This is a genomic window from Ruegeria sp. BK1 (assembly GCF_056535645.1).
This window is the reverse complement of the sequence record NZ_JBQFIS010000001.1, coordinates 3,614,083-3,630,465: the sequence shown is the minus strand read 5'-3', so window position 1 is coordinate 3,630,465 and position 16,383 is coordinate 3,614,083. Positions and strand designations below refer to the sequence as shown.

General features: G+C 57.7%; 19 protein-coding genes and 1 tRNA gene. 3 read left to right on the top strand and 17 right to left on the bottom strand.

Annotated features, from left to right (window positions below):
- Nucleotides 1-3 precede the first annotated feature (3 nt).
- The 6 genes from ACR3E7_RS17985 to ACR3E7_RS17960 are packed head-to-tail and all read right to left on the bottom strand — an operon-like array spanning nt 4 to nt 6,944.
- On the bottom strand, nt 4-1,410 hold the full coding sequence (locus ACR3E7_RS17985) for an amidohydrolase (RefSeq protein ID WP_170387156.1): 1,407 nt from the start codon (nt 1,408-1,410) through the stop codon (nt 4-6).
- 20 nt (nt 1,411-1,430) lie between these two features.
- Complete coding sequence (locus ACR3E7_RS17980; protein ID WP_170387154.1) at nt 1,431-2,435, bottom strand: ABC transporter ATP-binding protein; 1,005 nt, start codon at nt 2,433-2,435, stop codon at nt 1,431-1,433.
- Nucleotides 2,432-3,409 carry an ABC transporter ATP-binding protein gene (locus ACR3E7_RS17975; RefSeq protein WP_170387152.1) on the bottom strand — a complete coding sequence of 326 codons (978 nt, stop codon included), beginning with the start codon at nt 3,407-3,409 and terminating at the stop codon, nt 2,432-2,434. Before ACR3E7_RS17975 ends, ACR3E7_RS17980 begins: the two co-directional genes overlap by 4 nt.
- The gene (locus ACR3E7_RS17970; protein ID WP_480504833.1) at nt 3,406-4,329 is read right to left on the bottom strand and encodes an ABC transporter permease; all 924 of its coding nucleotides are present in this window, start codon (nt 4,327-4,329) and stop codon (nt 3,406-3,408) included. Before ACR3E7_RS17970 ends, ACR3E7_RS17975 begins: the two co-directional genes overlap by 4 nt.
- Nucleotides 4,326-5,303, bottom strand: coding sequence for an ABC transporter permease (locus tag ACR3E7_RS17965; RefSeq protein WP_170482633.1), 978 nt, complete (start codon nt 5,301-5,303; stop codon nt 4,326-4,328). Before ACR3E7_RS17965 ends, ACR3E7_RS17970 begins: the two co-directional genes overlap by 4 nt.
- Nucleotides 5,304-5,363: 60 nt before the next feature.
- The gene (locus tag ACR3E7_RS17960) at nt 5,364-6,944 is read right to left on the bottom strand and encodes an ABC transporter substrate-binding protein (RefSeq protein WP_170387147.1); all 1,581 of its coding nucleotides are present in this window, start codon (nt 6,942-6,944) and stop codon (nt 5,364-5,366) included.
- A gap of 181 nt (nt 6,945-7,125) precedes the next feature.
- Here ACR3E7_RS17960 and ACR3E7_RS17955 point away from each other — a divergent pair, with 181 nt between their 5' ends.
- Nucleotides 7,126-8,037, top strand: coding sequence for a LysR family transcriptional regulator (locus tag ACR3E7_RS17955; protein ID WP_170387145.1), 912 nt, complete (start codon nt 7,126-7,128; stop codon nt 8,035-8,037).
- Here the strand turns inward: ACR3E7_RS17955 and ACR3E7_RS17950 are convergent.
- Nucleotides 8,034-9,575 (bottom strand): M81 family metallopeptidase, encoded by a 1,542-nt coding sequence (locus tag ACR3E7_RS17950; protein WP_170387143.1) that lies wholly within the window; start codon nt 9,573-9,575, stop codon nt 8,034-8,036. The two genes, ACR3E7_RS17955 and ACR3E7_RS17950, sit on opposite strands and share 4 nt — an antisense overlap.
- Nucleotides 9,576-9,726: 151 nt before the next feature.
- On the opposite strand from ACR3E7_RS17950, the gene ACR3E7_RS17945 reads away from it, so the two are divergent.
- Nucleotides 9,727-10,227 (top strand): RES domain-containing protein, encoded by a 501-nt coding sequence (locus ACR3E7_RS17945; protein WP_171711833.1) that lies wholly within the window; start codon nt 9,727-9,729, stop codon nt 10,225-10,227.
- Nucleotides 10,228-10,885: 658 nt separating this feature from the next.
- Here the strand turns inward: ACR3E7_RS17945 and ACR3E7_RS17940 are convergent.
- From ACR3E7_RS17940 to ACR3E7_RS17915, 6 genes are all read right to left on the bottom strand, one after another.
- Nucleotides 10,886-10,960: transfer RNA gene (locus ACR3E7_RS17940), tRNA-Phe, on the bottom strand.
- A gap of 79 nt (nt 10,961-11,039) precedes the next feature.
- The gene (locus ACR3E7_RS17935) at nt 11,040-11,222 is read right to left on the bottom strand and encodes a DNA gyrase inhibitor YacG (RefSeq protein WP_480504836.1); all 183 of its coding nucleotides are present in this window, start codon (nt 11,220-11,222) and stop codon (nt 11,040-11,042) included.
- Nucleotides 11,219-12,241, bottom strand: a complete 1,023-nt coding sequence (locus tag ACR3E7_RS17930; RefSeq protein WP_480504838.1) for a ribonuclease E/G — start codon at nt 12,239-12,241, stop codon at nt 11,219-11,221. Before ACR3E7_RS17930 ends, ACR3E7_RS17935 begins: the two co-directional genes overlap by 4 nt.
- Nucleotides 12,238-12,816 (bottom strand): Maf family protein, encoded by a 579-nt coding sequence (locus ACR3E7_RS17925; protein ID WP_480504840.1) that lies wholly within the window; start codon nt 12,814-12,816, stop codon nt 12,238-12,240. The genes ACR3E7_RS17930 and ACR3E7_RS17925 overlap by 4 nt, the downstream gene beginning before the upstream one ends.
- Before the next feature lie 11 nt (nt 12,817-12,827).
- The gene (gene infA / locus ACR3E7_RS17920; protein ID WP_005978431.1) at nt 12,828-13,046 is read right to left on the bottom strand and encodes a translation initiation factor IF-1; all 219 of its coding nucleotides are present in this window, start codon (nt 13,044-13,046) and stop codon (nt 12,828-12,830) included.
- 87 nt (nt 13,047-13,133) lie between these two features.
- Nucleotides 13,134-14,012 carry a carbon-nitrogen hydrolase family protein gene (locus ACR3E7_RS17915; RefSeq protein WP_480504842.1) on the bottom strand — a complete coding sequence of 293 codons (879 nt, stop codon included), beginning with the start codon at nt 14,010-14,012 and terminating at the stop codon, nt 13,134-13,136.
- A 138-nt stretch (nt 14,013-14,150) separates the two neighbouring features.
- On the opposite strand from ACR3E7_RS17915, the gene ACR3E7_RS17910 reads away from it, so the two are divergent.
- On the top strand, nt 14,151-14,366 hold the full coding sequence (locus tag ACR3E7_RS17910) for a hypothetical protein (RefSeq protein WP_170774005.1): 216 nt from the start codon (nt 14,151-14,153) through the stop codon (nt 14,364-14,366).
- A 15-nt stretch (nt 14,367-14,381) separates the two neighbouring features.
- Here the strand turns inward: ACR3E7_RS17910 and ACR3E7_RS17905 are convergent, their stop codons facing one another.
- From ACR3E7_RS17905 to ACR3E7_RS17890, 4 genes are read right to left on the bottom strand one after another with little or no spacing between them, the layout of a single operon-like run.
- Nucleotides 14,382-14,981 (bottom strand): GNAT family N-acetyltransferase, encoded by a 600-nt coding sequence (locus ACR3E7_RS17905; RefSeq protein WP_480504844.1) that lies wholly within the window; start codon nt 14,979-14,981, stop codon nt 14,382-14,384.
- Nucleotides 14,974-15,372, bottom strand: coding sequence for a ketosteroid isomerase-related protein (locus ACR3E7_RS17900; protein WP_480504846.1), 399 nt, complete (start codon nt 15,370-15,372; stop codon nt 14,974-14,976). Before ACR3E7_RS17900 ends, ACR3E7_RS17905 begins: the two co-directional genes overlap by 8 nt.
- A gap of 2 nt (nt 15,373-15,374) precedes the next feature.
- A complete protein-coding gene (locus ACR3E7_RS17895) occupies nt 15,375-15,827 on the bottom strand; it encodes an arsenate-mycothiol transferase ArsC (RefSeq protein WP_170773999.1) in 453 nt (150 codons plus the stop codon).
- A 3-nt stretch (nt 15,828-15,830) separates the two neighbouring features.
- Entirely contained in the window at nt 15,831-16,310 is a 480-nt protein-coding gene (locus ACR3E7_RS17890; RefSeq protein WP_170773997.1) for a UPF0262 family protein, read from the bottom strand.
- Nucleotides 16,311-16,383: the final 73 nt, after the last annotated feature.

The window sequence follows — 16,383 nt, the reverse complement described above, 5'->3', positions numbered from 1 at the left end:
CCCTCAGACAGGTGGGCGCACGTCTGCAGGGATCGGACATGTGTACGGCGTTTCGCCCAGATGGTCTTGATGCGTCGCGCGCGCAGCATCGATGCGTGACGGGTCCTCAACCAGTCGACAGGCTGTCGCGGCCATTGCCTTTGCGGCGTAGATCATGCCTTTGTGCGCTGCGGGTGCCTTGCCTTGTGCAACTGTTTGCCAGGTATGAAATGGCGTTCCAATTGCGCAGGTCGCGACCCGAGCCTGAACCGTCGGAACAGCCCAACTCACATCCCCGACATCTGTTGAGCCTTCGCCACCATCGCTGTGGCGATCAAGAGGTGCGATGAAGTCGCAGAGTGCGAGATCCTTTCTGGGCTTAGCTCCGATCCGCTTGAAGGTCGTGTTGATGTCAGCCGTGGTCAATGTAGTCTGAATCTCACGGGCAAAGCTGAGGTCTGACTCGTCAAAGGCGACGGGTCCGAGTTTCTCTAGCTCGTGCTGCATGGTTTCTTCCAAAGGACGGTTTCCAAGCAGGTTTGAAACGCCGGAAAAGACCTGACTTGTGACCTGCGTTCCGGTCATCAGCGCCGCACCATCTGCAATCTTTCTGACACGCGTAACCAGATCGGCGAGGTCGGGTAGCGAACTGGCGCGGACGAGCTGGCGCACCGTGGCCTTGGCCTGCACCACGTTCGGCGCAACACCACCTGCATCGAGATAGGCGTAGTGCACCCGGGCGCTGTCGGGCATGTGCTCGCGCAGGTAATTTACACCGATGTTCATCAGTTCAACCGCATCAAGCGCCGACCTACCCAATTCCGGTGCACCCGCCGCATGGGCAGCTTTTCCATGAAAAGTGAAATCGATCCGGGTGTTTGCGAGCGATCTGGCCTCATTCACGCCTGTGAAGGTCGCTGGATGCCACGAGATGGCTGCGTCGACATCATCGAACAGTCCTTCACGCACCATGTATGTCTTGGCCGCGCCCCCTTCTTCAGCGGGGCAGCCATAGTATCGCACACGGCCCTTGATGCCGTTTTCGGCCAGCCAGTCTTTCACCGCCGTCGCGGCCAAGAGTGCGGCGGCCCCTAACAGATTGTGACCACACCCATGCCCGTTGCCGCCCTCTTCAAGCGGCTGATGTTCAGCCACACCCGGCGCCTGGCTCAGATATGGCAGCGCATCGAACTCACCGAGGATGGCAATCACCGGACCCTCGTCTCCTGCTTCGCCAATCACGGCCGTAGGAATGCCAGCTGCGTTCTCTGTTATCTTGAACCCCTGAGCGCGTAACATCTGCACATGTTCGGCGACGGACTTGTACTCGGCATAAAGCGTCTCGGGCGTGTCAAAGACTCGATCTGACAAGGCGATAAAATCATCACGATGGCGGTCGACGTGGTCCCAGATCGGATCGGCGTTTTTCAAGGGGCTCTCCAGCTTCTCGTTCAAACGGTTTCGGCGTGTTCCAGCAGGCAAGCCGTTTCGCGCCCGCCGCGCCCCGCTTTCAGTTCAGGAACAGTGGTGCGGCACTCAGCGGTCGCCACGGGGCAACGCGGGTGGAAGGTACATCCAGATGGCGGATCTAGCGGCGACGGAATTTCCCCCTCAATCGGGGCAAAATCACGCCGGCGCTGATCAAGGCGCGGAGCCTCTGCAAGCAGCGCTTTCGTGTAGGGATGGCGCGGGTCCGAAAAAATTTCCTCAGTCGATGCGCTCTCGACAATGCGGCCCAGATACATGATCGCCACGCGGTCGGCGATGTGTTCGACGACGCTCAGGTCATGGCTGATGAACAGATAGGTCAGGCCCAGCTCTTCGCGCAGATCCATGAACAAGTTGATAACCTGCGCCTGGATCGACACGTCCAGCGCAGCGATGGCTTCGTCGCAGACAAGGAACTTCGGCTTCACGGCGAGCGCACGTGCAATTCCAATCCGTTGCCTCTGACCGCCGGAAAACTGATGCGCGTAACGCCGCTTGAGCGACGGGTCGAGGCCGACCTTGCGCATCACGTCGTCCACGTATTCCGCACTCTCTGCTTTGCTGACGATCCCATGCATACGCGGTGCTTCGCCGATGATATCTTCGACGCGCATTCGCGGATTTAGGCTGGCAAAGGGGTCCTGGAAGATCATCTGAATTGCGAGGGTCGCCGCGCGTTTGTCGGTGCCGTTCAACGTCGCAACATCTTTGCCTCCGTAGAACATCTGTCCGTCACTTGCAGGGTGAATGCCGGCAACAACACGTCCCAAAGTGGACTTGCCGCAGCCGGATTCGCCGACCAATCCCAGAACCTCACCCTTTTGAATCGACAGGTTCACGTTATCGACAGCATGGACCGTTTCTTCCCGGATGTTTGCGCCAAGTCGCTGTGCGATTTTCCCCGCGACGTCCAAACGTTTGGTGAAGCGCTTCGAAACGCCTCGGATTTCAACGAGCGGCTCAGTCAAAGCGTCGTCTCCTTGGTGCGTTGCGGATTGAAACAGCGAAGGCTGCGGCCATCCACGTCCTTAATCGGGGGGCGCTTGGAACACGCTGCCGTTAGGGCCTGACAACGCGGTCCAAAGGCGCATCCTTCAGGCAGGGCGAGCATGTTTGGCGTCATCCCTTCGATCTGGAACAAACGCTGCCCACGCCGGTTCGCCGTCGGAACCGATCCGAGAAGCCCGACCGTATAGGGATGCAACGGACGGTCGATAACATCGTCGATACCGCCTTGCTCAACGATCCGTCCTGCGTACATCACCGAAATCCGGTCCGCGAGCCCTGCCACAACGGCAAGGTCATGCGTGATCCAGATCATCGCAGTTCCCGTGCGTTTCGTCAGCTTCTGTGCCTCGTGGATGATCTGCGCCTGAATTGTCACGTCGAGCGCTGTCGTCGGCTCGTCGGCAATAATGAGGTCCGGCTGGTTCAAGAAGGCTGTCGCAATCGCCACGCGCTGCCGCATCCCACCGGAAAGCTGATGCGGATAGGCTTGCAATCGCTCTTCCGGCGATGGGATGCCAACCAAACCAAGCGCATCACGGCTTCTTTCCCAGGCGGTTTGGCGGCTTACGTTTTCATGGGCGAGAATGGCCTCGATCATCTGCGTATCGACGCGCAGGACCGGGTTGAGCGTCATCATCGGATCCTGAAAGATCATCGAGATTCGGTTGCCACGCAAGGTCTTGAGTCGCTCTTCCGGTGCGTTCGCGATCTCGTCACCATTAAAACGGATTGACCCATCGACGATGCGCCCGGGAGGTTCGATCAGCCCAAGGATGGAAAACCCGGTGATCGACTTGCCCGACCCGGACTCACCCACCAGACCCATTACCTCGCCCTTGGAGACGGTGAAATCCACACCATCTACGGCCTTGACCACACCCGCGTGCGTGAAGAAGTGGGTCTTCAGCCCGCTGACTTCGAGTACTTCAGTCATCTCTTCAACCTCGGGTTCAGAACATCGCGCAAATGGTCGCCAACAAGGTTGATGGACACCACCGTCATTAACAGCGCGACGCCGGGAAAAACGGAAATCCAGTAGCGTCCTGAAAGCATGTATTCGAATCCATTTGCGATCAGCACCCCGATCGACGGCTCAGTCTGTGGAAGTCCTACGCCAAGGAACGAAAGCGTGGCTTCCAATGAGATCGCACTGGCGGTTTGTACCGTGCCAACGACAATCAGAGGCGCCATGCAATTCGGGAGAATATGCCGAAAGACGATCCGCGAACGCGAAATGCCGAGACATTGTGCGGCTTCAACATATTCCTTTCCACGCTCGACAAGCGCGGTCGCGCGCACCGTGCGGGCGTAGTAGGCCCATTGCGCAATTACGAGGGCAAGAATGATCTTGTCGACACCCTTACCAAGTGCCGCAACCATCATCAGCGCAACCAGCGATGCCGGGAACGAAAGTTGAAGATCCACGATGCGCATAATGAACGCTTCGGCCCGGCCACCAGCGTAGGCCGCGACCAGACCGATCGCCATACCGATCAGAAGGGCAATCACTCCAGATGCAAGCCCAACGGTCAGAGAGATACGCAAACCATAGAGAATTGCCGAGTAGAGATCGCGCCCAGACCCGTCCGAGCCGAGCCACATTGTATATCCGTCGAAGGCTTCGGAACCTGGCGGCAAGCGCCCATCCATGACGCTGACCTGACCAAGATCGTAGGGGTTCTGCGGTGTGATCCAGGGTGCCAGGATGGCCAAAAGAACGATGATCAGGAATATGCCGAGCGCCGCTGTCGCGATCCTGCTTTCGAAGAACTCGGCCCGAAATCGCTGGAACGGCGTCTCGACCTTAGGGGATTTGGCGGTGGTCAGCGAATGATCTGTGACGGTGTCGGTCATGCGCCCTGATCCTGCAAACGAACCCTCGGATCGAGGATCGAGTAAAGTATGTCGACGATCAGATTGATCAGCACGAAGAACAGTACGATGATCATCAGATAGGCGACGACGACAGGCCGATCCAATTGCAGTATTGCGTCGATCAGCAGTTTGCCCATTCCCGGCCACGCGAAGATTGATTCAGTCACCACCGAGAACCCGATCAAACTGCCGAATTCGAGGCCCATGACTGTCACTACCGGGATCATAATGTTCTTCATTACATGCACCAGAATGATGCGTCGGGTCGAAAGCCCTTTGGCCCGGGCATATTTAACGTAATCCTGTCCCATCGCTTCCCTGACACCCGCTCGGGTGAGACGGATTGCCAGCGAAATCTTAAGAAGTGCCAGGTTGAGAGCAGGCAGGAAGATGTGGCTCAACCCATCGAGCGTAAAAAGGCTGCTGTGAATCCCAAGAAACGAGCCGATGTCGCCACGACCTGTCGCAGGGACCCATCTAAGTTCTACGGCAAACAGCATGATGAGCATTAGTCCGACCCAGAAGGTCGGCAGCGAGAAACCGAGAATCGAGCCAGCCATAACGCCTTTGGAAAGCGGGCTGTCGGGATAGAGCCCGGCATAAAGCCCCAATGGAATTCCGATCACGATGGCAAGAAAGAGTGCACTGAAGGCCAGTTCCATCGTGGCAGGCATATGGTGCAGGATCAGTTTGAGCGCGGGCTCACCGAAGACGAAGCTATCGCCGAGGTCACCCTGTGCCGCACCTTTGAGGAACAACCAGTACTGTTCCCAAATAGGCCGATCCAATCCAAGCCGTCGAATGGCCGCTTCGATGTCAGCCTGATCCGCGTCGGGGCTTACCAGCATGTAGACCGGGTCACCAACGATGTTGACGCCAAAAAAGACAATCACCGACATCAGGAAGACAACAAGCATTGCTTGCAGCAATCGGCGAATGACAAAAACGGTCATGAGGACATTCCCTGGGCAAAGGCTGCGGGCCGCTGCGAAGGCGGCCCGGATGCATTGCGGTTACTCTTTCACGACGCCTGTCGCGAGAGTGTATTCGTCGGTCCGAGGGATGTAGCTCAGACCTTTTTTGGCCGCCCAGGTGTTGACCTGGAAGTGCGTCGGAATGATCGCCACGTTCTCGATCGCGCGCTCTGTTGCCGCGGCGAGCAGTTCCTGCCGCTTTGCGTCATCGACTGTTCGCAGGGCTTCTTCGATCAACGCGTCGGTTTCAGCATCCGAGTGTCGGCCACGGTTTGATGATCCAAAGCCCGCATCCTTGTCATGGGTGTGGATCAGCGATTTGAGAGGCGAGGACGCTTCGCCGGACCCCGCGCCCCATCCGACGAGGATAAAGCTGAACTCCGGCAGACCCTCTGGGCTGCCTTTGGAAGCGCGCCCAAAGTATACCGAACGCGGCATGGTTTCGACGGCTGTCTTGATGCCAACACGGGTCAACATTTGCGCAATTGCCTCGGCAATTTTGGCGTCGTTGATGTAACGGTCATTCGGCCCATGGATTGTCATTTCAAATCCATCGGGATAACCGGCTTCAGCCAGAAGCGCTTTAGCACCGTCTGGATCATAGGCCACGACGTCCAAATTGTCAGACACGCCAAAGAACCCCTCGGGCAGAAGCTGACCGGCGGGCAGGGCAACCCCTTCCATGACACGCTCAACGATTGCATCGCGGTTGATCGCCATGCTGATCGCCTTACGGACGCGGACGTCCATGAGGGGGTTCTTGATATCGCCGCCACCGTTGGCCTTCACAAAGGGTGAATCCTCGCGGAATTGGTCCATGTGAAGATAGATCACTCGGTTGGACACGCCCTGGCTCAACTGAATACCGTCATTGCCCTGAAGTGTTGTGATATCGGTCGTTGGTACGCCCGATATCATGTCCACATCACCGGCAAGAAGCGATGCAACACGGCTCGGACCGGACGTGATTGGGCGGAATTCCACCTCGGACCAGATCGGTGCATCACCCCAGTAGTCGTCGTTCCGTACCAGCACGATGCTTTCACCCGGCGTGTAACTTTGGAACTTGAACGGCCCTGTGCCGATGGTGGCCGTACCCGCGTTGAAGTCTTCCGTCGTTGCTTCGCAGCCCACTTCTGAGATCACAGGGATCGTGGAAATGTCGTTGCCCATTAACGGATAAGGTGCGGCCGTTTTGAAATGCACCGTGTAGTCATCGATTTTGACGACTTCCTTACCCTTGAGATAGGTGCCGTATCCCGATGGAGAGTTCGGTACGTCCGGCGCGCGCGCCATGGTGCAGACTACATCGTCTGCCGTAAAGTCACTTCCGTCGTGAAACTTTACGCCCTCACGCAGCTTGAACTCCCAAGTCAATTCATCAATCGGCTCCCATGACACGGCAAGACCCGGCGATAGGCGCTGCTTCTCATCCTGCGCGATCAGCCGGTCAAAGATGTGCACGGACATCGCGTTGTTCGGACCCAGGTTGTGAAAATGCGGATCGAGTGACGTCGGCTCCGAAGCGAGGCCGATCGTTAGTTTTTCGGCCGAAACAGCACTGGCGCCGAAAGCCAAAATGCTGACAGCGACGGCTGTCGCAGATGTGAGTTTCCTCATCAAAAAGACTCCCTGTTTGTTTGGCGCTTGTGAATGGGCGAATCTTTGGCCGATCCCGCGCCCTATTAAAAAAGGCTAGCTACCGCAAAAATCATTGCCAATACTTATTGCTATGCGTCTTTGCATAGACCAATCCAAGAGTTTGGATGTTCAGCCGCTCGTACCGGGGGAGTAATGTAGCATGACAGAACACAGACACAGACTGCGCGAGTTCGAGTCGCTAAGAGCCGTGATCACGACTGGGACAACCATCGGCGCCGCGCGGCGTCTCGGGATTTCGCAGTCTGCCGTGAGCCGGTCCTTATCACAACTCGAGGCCCGTGTTGGGCGATCGCTCTTTCTCCGGCGATCGGGACGTATCGACCCAACAGACGAAGCCTTGCGTCTCAACGAAAAACTGGACCCAATTTTCGAGACGCTGGCGGACATTGAGGGCGCAGAATGGGCTACTCCGGATAACGAGCCGTTACGCCTGATCGTGCCGCCGACTCTGGCACATCACTTTGTCATCTCCAGGGTGGCCAGTTTTCTCAAGAAGAATGAAGGAAAGCAGCTTCAATTGGATATTCAGGCCACGGACGTGCTGGTCGCCGGCATTCTCGACCTCCGCTATGATCTTGGTTTGACGAGTGCGATGATCCAAAGAACTGGTGTTCATCTCATGCCTTGGCGCCGCAGTCAGGTGGTCTGCGCCATGCCGAGCAACCATCCGCTATCGGAAAAACGAGTGGTGACGCCGCACGACCTTGAAGGCGTCGCGCTGATCGAGTTTCTGCGAAGGCTGGGGACGCGAGCGATCACAGAAAAGATCTTTGCGCGCGCTGGAATTCGGCCGAAACAAGTCGCAGAAACGGCAACGAACATGGCCGCACTGGAGCTCGTCCGCGAGGGTTTGGGCGTGACGCTGATCAATCCCTTCCCGTTGTTGTCGTCAGGGATGGAAGGTGTCGTCGTCAGGCCATTTGACGCCGCCATTTTTTATGACACGAGCTTTGTACTTCCATCAGGCAGGCCACCTTCTCAGCTTGCCCGCCAGTTCATGCAATTTGTCAAGTTGACGACGCCGCAGGACAAATACTCAGAGCCCGTCTAGCGCAGCATCTTAGCCGACCACGAGGTGTCGACGTCCATCGGAAAGTTCGGTCGTGGCAAATTCGCAAACGGCCAGCGGTCGTGAACTGGCGACGTAAGCCCGCCCGTGTCGACCTCAAATACCTGGTTTGGCCCAAACCAGTTGGAAAACCCGGCCCGAAAGTGGCCTCTGGATTTCACAACAACAGTCCGGGCAGACGCAATATCCAGCCCGAACATATGAAAGAACACGGGGTCGGCAGTCTGTGTGCGATCGGTGATCACCACCACGGTGATACCACCAATACGAAGCGCAGCGGATGGCCCTAGGGCCAATCTCCGACCTGCCGTCATGCCCAGTTCACCTACCACATCTCCATTATGGAGACCCAAGACCTCTGCATCCGCCTCAAAAGGCACATCCCATTGCGCCCAGAAAGCGCTGGAATCGGAAGACCGGTTGAATCGTGCCCTGAATTTGCCGCCGACACCGATGCCATGGGCTTCGTTCGCAAGTTCCGGATCACAAAAGGAACCGAATAGGCATACTTCGACTTTTGCCGCATGAAGAGCGGCTAACAGTTCCGTCGTCCTGCCACTGCCGCCGCCACCAGGATTGTCACCGGCATCGGAGAAAATCACAGGCGTGCGCGCTTGGTCAGCGGAAATTGAGATCGCTTCCGTCACGGATGTCAGTTTCCGAACGAAATCCTTCCTCAATGACCAGGCCATGTCTGCCAATTCTTCCGCCAGTGCATTGGCCGCCTTCTGGTCCTCACGCGCGGTGACAACGATGCTCAGACCGTTGTCGGGCGTGTCGGAGAAAAGGAAATTACCGAAGATCGATACGTTTAGAATCTCACCTCGACCTTCGGCTTGTCGTCGCTGACCATGGTCGATCAGCGTGCCATACGGGTGCTCAGCACTTAGCAGGGTCACGGATGCCGGAACAAGAGGCAGTTTGACATGCGCGGTTTGGGGCCGGACGCCCGACGCCAAAACCCGGCGCAGCGAAAAGGCGGCTTCCTCGCCACGTTCTATCTGATCGACGTGAGGATTGGTCCGATAGCCGACGATCAGGTCACAGGCATCGACCATCCGTTGTGAGATATTTGCATGCAGATCGAGTGTCGCAATGACAGGTATGTCCGGTCCTACAACTCCCCGAATGTGTGACATCAACAAACCGTCAGGGTCGTGGTCATGCTCGGCAACCATCGCGCCGTGGTTGCAGATGTAGACTGCGTCAACAGGGCCAGCTGAGCGCAGCATGTCTTCCGAAGTCGCTATGACCTCTTCGATTACAGATTTTCGTACTGGACCCGCCGGGTGGCTGGCTGCCAAGATACAGGGTACCGGCGTCCAGTCGCCCGTAGCATCCATCGCCCTGACAAAGGCTGCAAATTCTATTGCCAGCTTTGGTGTCGCGGATCTCGCTTCAGACATCAAAGCATCGCCTGAAAGCCATGTCAGAGACTTAAAGTCCGACAAATCAGCCGGCGGTGCAAAACGATTTGACTCGAGAATCGCGCCAAGGAGGGCGATCTTTGGAACCTTCATGCGAGAGGCCTTTGGAAATGCAACACAATGCGAGGAAACATGAGTAGGTGATTTCAATCAAGGTATCATGCGTCTTCTCTTTTCTAGGAAAACCCCTGCCGCCCTGCGTCTTTCCTATAACGCGACGCGCAAACGATCAGTGCCACCCGTTATGCTGACAGAAGTTTCCGGAGAATTCGTAAAGATTGTTTGGGCCGATGACCCAGACGTTCACCTCATGCGCGGCGCACCGGATCGCCCACCCGCCCGGTTCAATCGCCGGGGGCAGGACGCTTTGTATCTGAGCCCTGATGTCGAAAGCGCAAAAGTCGCTATTGGTCAGGACGTCAGGAAGGATGATCGCCCGCGGGTTGTGTTGACTTTCGAGGTGGAACGATGCGCGTTGTTCGATTTGCGCAGCCCCGAAGCCGCAGATATCTATGCGCTTGCCAGTCAACCCTGGCGCAAACTCGTAGCTGCCGGTAGGGATCCGTCCTCATGGTTCGCTGCTGATCGGATCAGAGCAGACGGGCATATCGGATTGATTGATCCCTCACGAAGGCGCCCGGGCCTTTGGCACATCACTCTTTTTCGATGGAACGAGGCGAGCGCACCTGGCGTATTTCGGCGTAGTGAAGTGAAACCGGTTACCGTCCTGCTGGACTATCGATGACTTTTCGCTTTGCTTTTTCCTGTCGCAGCGAATGGCGGCTTTGCGGATTGCGACCGCAGTAATGCTAAAGTCTGCTGATAATCCGTTAAGGGCCTATTTTGTTGAAAAACTCCTGTTTTGCGCAGTTCCGAGTGAAAAATTGCCCGTACAGGCCCGGAAGAATTTTTCAGCTGAGGGGTCGGCCAACATCTGATGCTGGCGGCCGGCGGCCGTCTCAAAGCCCGCCAATGATGGTGGCAGTGGACTTTCTCGATTGGTCGCCGTTTCGCGAAAATCGCCGCTTTCTGTATTTTGGAGTTTTTCAACAGTATCGGCCGTTTGTTGACGTTGAGGCTTGCGACCCGACTGTCTTGTTCGTCCGCAACTCGGACATCCGCATAGTCATTTTCGCTGCGTTTGGGCTGAACGTCTGCTTTTCTCACTGCGGCACGGCTAACCATTTTGGCGTTCGCGTTGCTGCACTTGCGAACTTTAGCGCAGGACCGCTTCCGGTTTGGGCTCCGAGCAGTCCTTCGCTGCGGTGTCCATCAATGTCCGCTTACAAGAAAATCAGGTGCAAAACTCGTCGGCTGTCACCCAAATTGTCACCCAAGGGCGAAAATGCACTTCGGCGTAAGCGCGCTAAGTTCAGTAAGCATCTGTTTTTGTTTAATTTAAGTGGTGCCCGGGGGCGGAATCGAACCACCGACACGAGGATTTTCAATCCACTGCTCTACCCCTGAGCTACCCGGGCACGGGAACGGCGACTGCCGTTGGGTGGAGGCGTTCTATGACTTGCCACTGGCAGTGTCCAGAGCCTTTTTTACATTTTTTCAATGCGGACGCGAATGACCGGTTTCGTCGACTTCGGCATCCGCCTCAGTGTCCTCTTCACGTTGAGACGGCACCGCGTAAGAGCCGTTCAGCCACTTGGCAAGATCGACATCCGCGCAGCGCTTCGAGCAAAACGGGCGGTACGTGACGACAGTGTCTTCACCGCAGATCGGACAGCTCATTTCAACACCTCGCTCAGCGGCAGCCGGGCCCGTTTGCGCTGCAATTCGAAATGGCCCAAAGGTGTCCAGCCAGCCAGTGTGGTTTCGATCGGATCGGACTTGAAGGCGGCGCGCAGGGCGGACTCGAACCCTCGACGGTCTTTCTTGGGCATGGGCGCCAGATCAAGCGTGATTTGCCCGCCCAACCCGCGTACCCGCAAGGCGCGGGCCAGCGTTTTCGCACAGGCGAAATTAGCCTTAGTTCCAGCGGCCAAGGACGTGTCAGCACCGGTATTGACGTCAACGGCGACCAGCGCGCGGGTGGGCTGGATGAACAGGTGCCCTCCGCCGGGCAACGGCTCAGAGATACCGCGGGCCGTGTCCAATGCCTCCAGCACGCCATGGGTGCCGAAACTACCTGCGCGGGTTTCGACCTCGGCCGGGTCGGTCCAGTCGCGCCAGGCCAGAACATGAGGGCCGTCGCCTTCAAGCAGCAGTTCCGGCTCGGTTCCAGAGTCGTTTACCACAGCGTCGGCATGGGCCAGCATGGCGCTGATATCTTCGGCAATCTCGCCCGCATCCTCACCAGCGCAGCACGAGCGCAGGATCAGGCCGTAATCGCTGCCGTCCATCACCTCATGCGCGATCTCAAGCAGGCGGTCACGCTCGTCCTCATCCCGGATCGAGCGCGAGATGTTCAGGCCCGGCGCATCTGGGGTGACGATCGCATAGCGACTTTTGAACAGGATGCGGTCGGTCACGGGCAGGGCTTTGCCCGGCTCGGCATAACCCGTCACCTGCACAAGAATCAGGGCACCGGGGGCGAGGCCCTTGACCTGCCGCAGAAATGCTGGGCCGTCGGGTGTTGACAGGAACATGCCGCCCTGCCCTTTCACGGGCCGATCCGCGCGGGCGCGGTAGATCGTGCCCGGTGCAGGCGCATCGGCGGCGATCAGGAAATCATCCAGCTTGCCGTCGACCATCAGTGCCGCAGCCTCACGACTATTGATATGATCCAGAACGATGGTGCGACCCTTCATGATGCCTCACGATACAGGGGGTAGCCGATACCTTGCAAAAGCGCGGCGGTTTCAGACAGGGGCAGACCGACGATACCGGTGAACGAGCCCGAAATCCACGGGATGAACGCGCCAGCGGGGCCTTGGATAGCGTATGCGCCCGCCTTTCCCTGCCAGTCTCCGGTCGCCAGATATGCGTTGATCTCAACATCCGACAGGCGCTTGACCTTGACCTGTGAGACCACGTCGCGTTGCAGCACCTGATCCCCGCGCCGCACCGCGACCGAAGTTATCACCCGGTGGCGACGCCCCGACAGGGCGTGCAGAAACTCAGCCGCTTGACCTGCGTTTTCGGGTTTGCCCAGAATACGACGGCCCAGCGCCACAGTGGTATCCGCGCACAGGGTAACGTCATCGATATCCGCTTGCACCGCCTGCACTTTTTCGCGCGTGATGCGGCTGCAATAGGGAACCGGAAGTTCGCCCTTCAGGGGCGTTTCGTCGATGTCAGGGGGGCGGATCGCATCGGGCTGCACGCCAAGCTGAGCCAACAGGTCCAGCCGCCTTGGACTGCCCGATCCGAGGATAAACGCCATGAGAAAAGGCGTTACTTGAAGCGATAGTTGATCCGACCCTTGGTCAGATCATAGGGGGTCATCTCGACCTGAACTTTGTCGCCAGCCAGAACACGGATGCGGTTCTTGCGCATCTTGCCTGCCGTATGTGCGATGATCTCATGGCCGTTTTCCAGCTCGACCCGAAACGTCGCATTAGGCAGGAGTTCCTTCACGACACCGGGAAATTCGAGCGTATCTTCCTTGGCCATGTTGTCTCCACATTTACGTTGCACTCGCAGAATCTGCGAGGATGTGCGCTTAAATGAGCCTATTTCGGGCTTATTTCAAGGCCGGAATCACGAAAGAGCAGAGATTGTGACCGATTCGACTCGGGGCGTTTGCTCATCCCAATGGGTTCGGTTCAGCACATGGCCATCGGCGCGGACCTCTGCAATGGCCGACAGATCGATATCGGCGTAAGTCCAGCCGGGCTGGTTCAACTGTCCTTCAGCCAATACGCCGGTGCCGGGGAACCCTTTGTCCGGCGGGCCGAAGATGCCACCGGTGCCTGTGTTCATATCCACGGCCTCGGACCACTCATTCTTACCAACCAGCGACGCCATGATCGTCACACACTGGTTTTCCAGCGCACGCGCCATCGCACCGATCCGCACCCGCCAATAGCCTGAGAGTGCCTCGGTGCATGAAGGTACAAGGATCAGATCCGCGTCATTGAGCGCGTGACCCAGTAGGGGAAATTCGCTGTCATAGCAGATAAGAACGCCGATCTTGCCCAGCTTGGTGTCGAACAGTTTCAACGGGCCGCCGGGGGCGATATCCCAAGCCTCACGCTCGAACCGGGTCATGATTTGCTTGTCTTGGTGATCCTGCTGGCCATCGGGCGCATAAAGCGCGGCGCGGTTCACCGGGCGGCCCGGTCCATCCACAACCGGAGCGGACGCGCCCAGAATATAGGTGCCATATTCGCGCGCCAGCCGTTGATGCAGGGCCTGCGCATCGGCCATCCGGTCCGACACCGCGCGGATCGAACGTTCCAGATCGCCTGCCACATCGGCCCCGTCCAACGTCGACAGCTCCATCGCGCCATATTCAGGAAAGACCAGCAACTCGGCCCCCTGCCCGGCGGCCTCGCTGACCCAGCGGCTCAGCTTGTCCTCATATTGCGCCCAACTGTCGAGCCAGTCGAGGTCATAGGCGGCGGTTGCGACTTTCATGGGCTGCGTCCTTCAGCAATGGATTGGCGCGACCCTAGGACAGGATCGCGCGATATGTATAGACCCGACACAGGCCCGACGGGAAAGTGAATTGGCTTGCCGGCCCAGACTTGGTTCAATAGGGTCAGGAGGATCACCATGCAAAACCCCGAAAGCTTCGAAAAGTTCTATTTCGCCAAGGTCGGTATGGGCGAGGCCTGCGGCTGCGCTGAGCGTGTCATTGACGTGTTCGAATTCAATCGCAAAGGCGGGGCACAGACAAAATCCGAGGTTCGACTGGAAAAACCCAAACGCCGGTCCTTTCGCGGATGGGCGGTGAAGTACGGCCTTCTCAGCCGCAAACAGACACGCTGAGACCGAAAGGCGCAGCTACGCGTTCAGATCCCTGATCCAGAACTGCAACGGTTTCTGCGTCTCGCCGTCTTCTCCTATATCCTTCCACGAAAACTGCGCCACGACACCGGGTAGGGGTTCATACCCGCGTGCCCGCCAGAACGCATCCAAAGGCCTATAGCTTTCTGGTCGCATCGGATGGTCGACAGGGCGCTGCACGCTGCAAAAGGCGCATTTCGCAAAACCCAAAGCGCGGGCATGAGCTTCGCGCTGGTCGAAGAATTTGTGACCAACACCCTGCCCCCGGTAGTGAGGCAGCAGAACGGATTCGGCGCAGTAGAAAACATCCGACAGATCCACACCTGACCCGTCAAAAGCCGCAGCAAAATCTTCGGCATGATCGGCCAGAGGCGCACCGGTTGAGGCCCCGATCAGACGGTCGCCGTCAAAGGCCCCTACCACGATGGATCGGGCACTGTCGCGGTAGGCTTGCAGGTATTTCCGCTCATAGCCCAGATCCCCATCATAGAGATAGGGCCATGCGTGAAACACATTGATGCGCAACCGGGCCACATCGTCCAGAGCGGCCTCAAGCGCCGCTCCGGTCAGGGGGCGGACGTCTGTGACCTCAGCCACAGGACACCTGTTTGGTCCAGTCGGCCAGGTTGTAAAAGGTGGTCACGCGAGTGATCTTGCCGTCTTTCAAATCAAAGAAAGACCCAGCGGGAAGGCGGTAGGTCTGACCATGCGCCTCGGGCAGGCCCTCATCGGTTTCCAGATAGGTGCTGTTCACGATGAACTCGGCCGCAGCCCGGGTGCCGCCTTGGGCGTCGAACACCACGATGTCGGTCAGGTTTTCACGGTAGCAGCGGTTCATGTGGGCGCAGAAGGCGGCGAATTTCTCTTTGCCGACGCGAATCTGGCCTTCGTTCACATGGTGGGCCACGTCGTCGGACAGGCAGGCCAGCATGCCATCAACGTCACCTGCGTTGAAGGCTTTGAAATAGGTTTCGACGGTCTGGTTCATGGTCACTCCGTTGGTTCGCCCCAGCGGTCCTTCAGATGTTTGATGATCTGATCGCGGGTCTGTCGGTAGTGCGTTAGCTTGTCTTCACGACTTTCGCCCAGTCCGGTAGGGTCCATTATTGGCCAATAATCGACATCCAGATGAAAAATACGGGTCAAATCCAACGCTCGCCTTTGGCTGGCGGGTGACAACGCGACGATCAGGTCGAACGAGCTGAGGTCATCGCCCCATTCCTGCATCTCGTCGAAGGAACGCGACCTGTGTCGCGAAAGCTCAACGCCGATTTCCTGGCAGACGGCGACGCAGAAACCGTCGATCTCCAGATCGTTATGGACACCGGCAGATTGCACATAGGTACCGGTGCCGTAGAACTTTTTCATGATGCCTTCGGCCATCGGAGACCGAACCGAGTTGTGGTCGCAACAGAACAGAATCGACTGCGGCAAAGGCGTCACCCGTCACCCCCCGAAATGCAGCACGCAGATCAGCGTGAACAGGCGGCGGGCGGTGTCGGTGTCAATTTCGGCCTTGCCTTCCAGCCTCTCTTGCAGGACCCGGCTGCCTTCGTTGTGAATGCCCCGCCGCGCCATATCGATGGTTTCGATCTGACTGGGTGGCAGCGATTTCACCGCGTCGAAATAGCTTTCGCATATCTGGAAATAGTCTTTTACCACCTGCTTGAACGGGCCCAGCGACAGGTGGAATTCGGCGGCTTTTTCCTCGGTCTCGGTGGCGATATCGAAAACCAGCCGTTTGTCCCGGATGGACAGTTGCAGATGATAGGGGCCGTCAGGCACCACGCGATCGTCGCGCGCGGGCAGCGCAAAGGAGTTCTCCTCCAGCAGATCATAGATCGCGACCTTGCGCTCCTGCTCGATCTCGGGTGTCGGCGGGGGCAGGTTTCGGTCATCCAGTTCTATGTGCGAAATGCGGGTCATGCGTACGTGGTCCATTCAGGTCGGGTCAGACTTATCGCAAGAAAATTGAATGAGCAACGCGGCCCTGTGGCTT

Coding starts and splice junctions, on each gene's coding strand:
- ACR3E7_RS17975 (WP_170387152.1), bottom strand. CDS start 3,409: ATGACTGAAGTACTCGAAGTCAGCGGGCTGAAGACCCACTTCTTCACG.
- ACR3E7_RS17970 (WP_480504833.1), bottom strand. CDS start 4,329: ATGACCGACACCGTCACAGATCATTCGCTGACCACCGCCAAATCCCCT.
- ACR3E7_RS17965 (WP_170482633.1), bottom strand. CDS start 5,303: ATGACCGTTTTTGTCATTCGCCGATTGCTGCAAGCAATGCTTGTTGTC.
- ACR3E7_RS17960 (WP_170387147.1), bottom strand. CDS start 6,944: ATGAGGAAACTCACATCTGCGACAGCCGTCGCTGTCAGCATTTTGGCT.
- ACR3E7_RS17955 (WP_170387145.1), top strand. CDS start 7,126: ATGACAGAACACAGACACAGACTGCGCGAGTTCGAGTCGCTAAGAGCC.
- ACR3E7_RS17950 (WP_170387143.1), bottom strand. CDS start 9,575: ATGAAGGTTCCAAAGATCGCCCTCCTTGGCGCGATTCTCGAGTCAAAT.
- ACR3E7_RS17945 (WP_171711833.1), top strand. CDS start 9,727: ATGCTGACAGAAGTTTCCGGAGAATTCGTAAAGATTGTTTGGGCCGAT.
- ACR3E7_RS17935 (WP_480504836.1), bottom strand. CDS start 11,222: ATGAGCTGTCCGATCTGCGGTGAAGACACTGTCGTCACGTACCGCCCG.
- ACR3E7_RS17930 (WP_480504838.1), bottom strand. CDS start 12,241: ATGAAGGGTCGCACCATCGTTCTGGATCATATCAATAGTCGTGAGGCT.
- ACR3E7_RS17925 (WP_480504840.1), bottom strand. CDS start 12,816: ATGGCGTTTATCCTCGGATCGGGCAGTCCAAGGCGGCTGGACCTGTTG.
- infA (WP_005978431.1), bottom strand. CDS start 13,046: ATGGCCAAGGAAGATACGCTCGAATTTCCCGGTGTCGTGAAGGAACTC.
- ACR3E7_RS17915 (WP_480504842.1), bottom strand. CDS start 14,012: ATGAAAGTCGCAACCGCCGCCTATGACCTCGACTGGCTCGACAGTTGG.
- ACR3E7_RS17910 (WP_170774005.1), top strand. CDS start 14,151: ATGCAAAACCCCGAAAGCTTCGAAAAGTTCTATTTCGCCAAGGTCGGT.
- ACR3E7_RS17900 (WP_480504846.1), bottom strand. CDS start 15,372: ATGAACCAGACCGTCGAAACCTATTTCAAAGCCTTCAACGCAGGTGAC.
- ACR3E7_RS17890 (WP_170773997.1), bottom strand. CDS start 16,310: ATGACCCGCATTTCGCACATAGAACTGGATGACCGAAACCTGCCCCCG.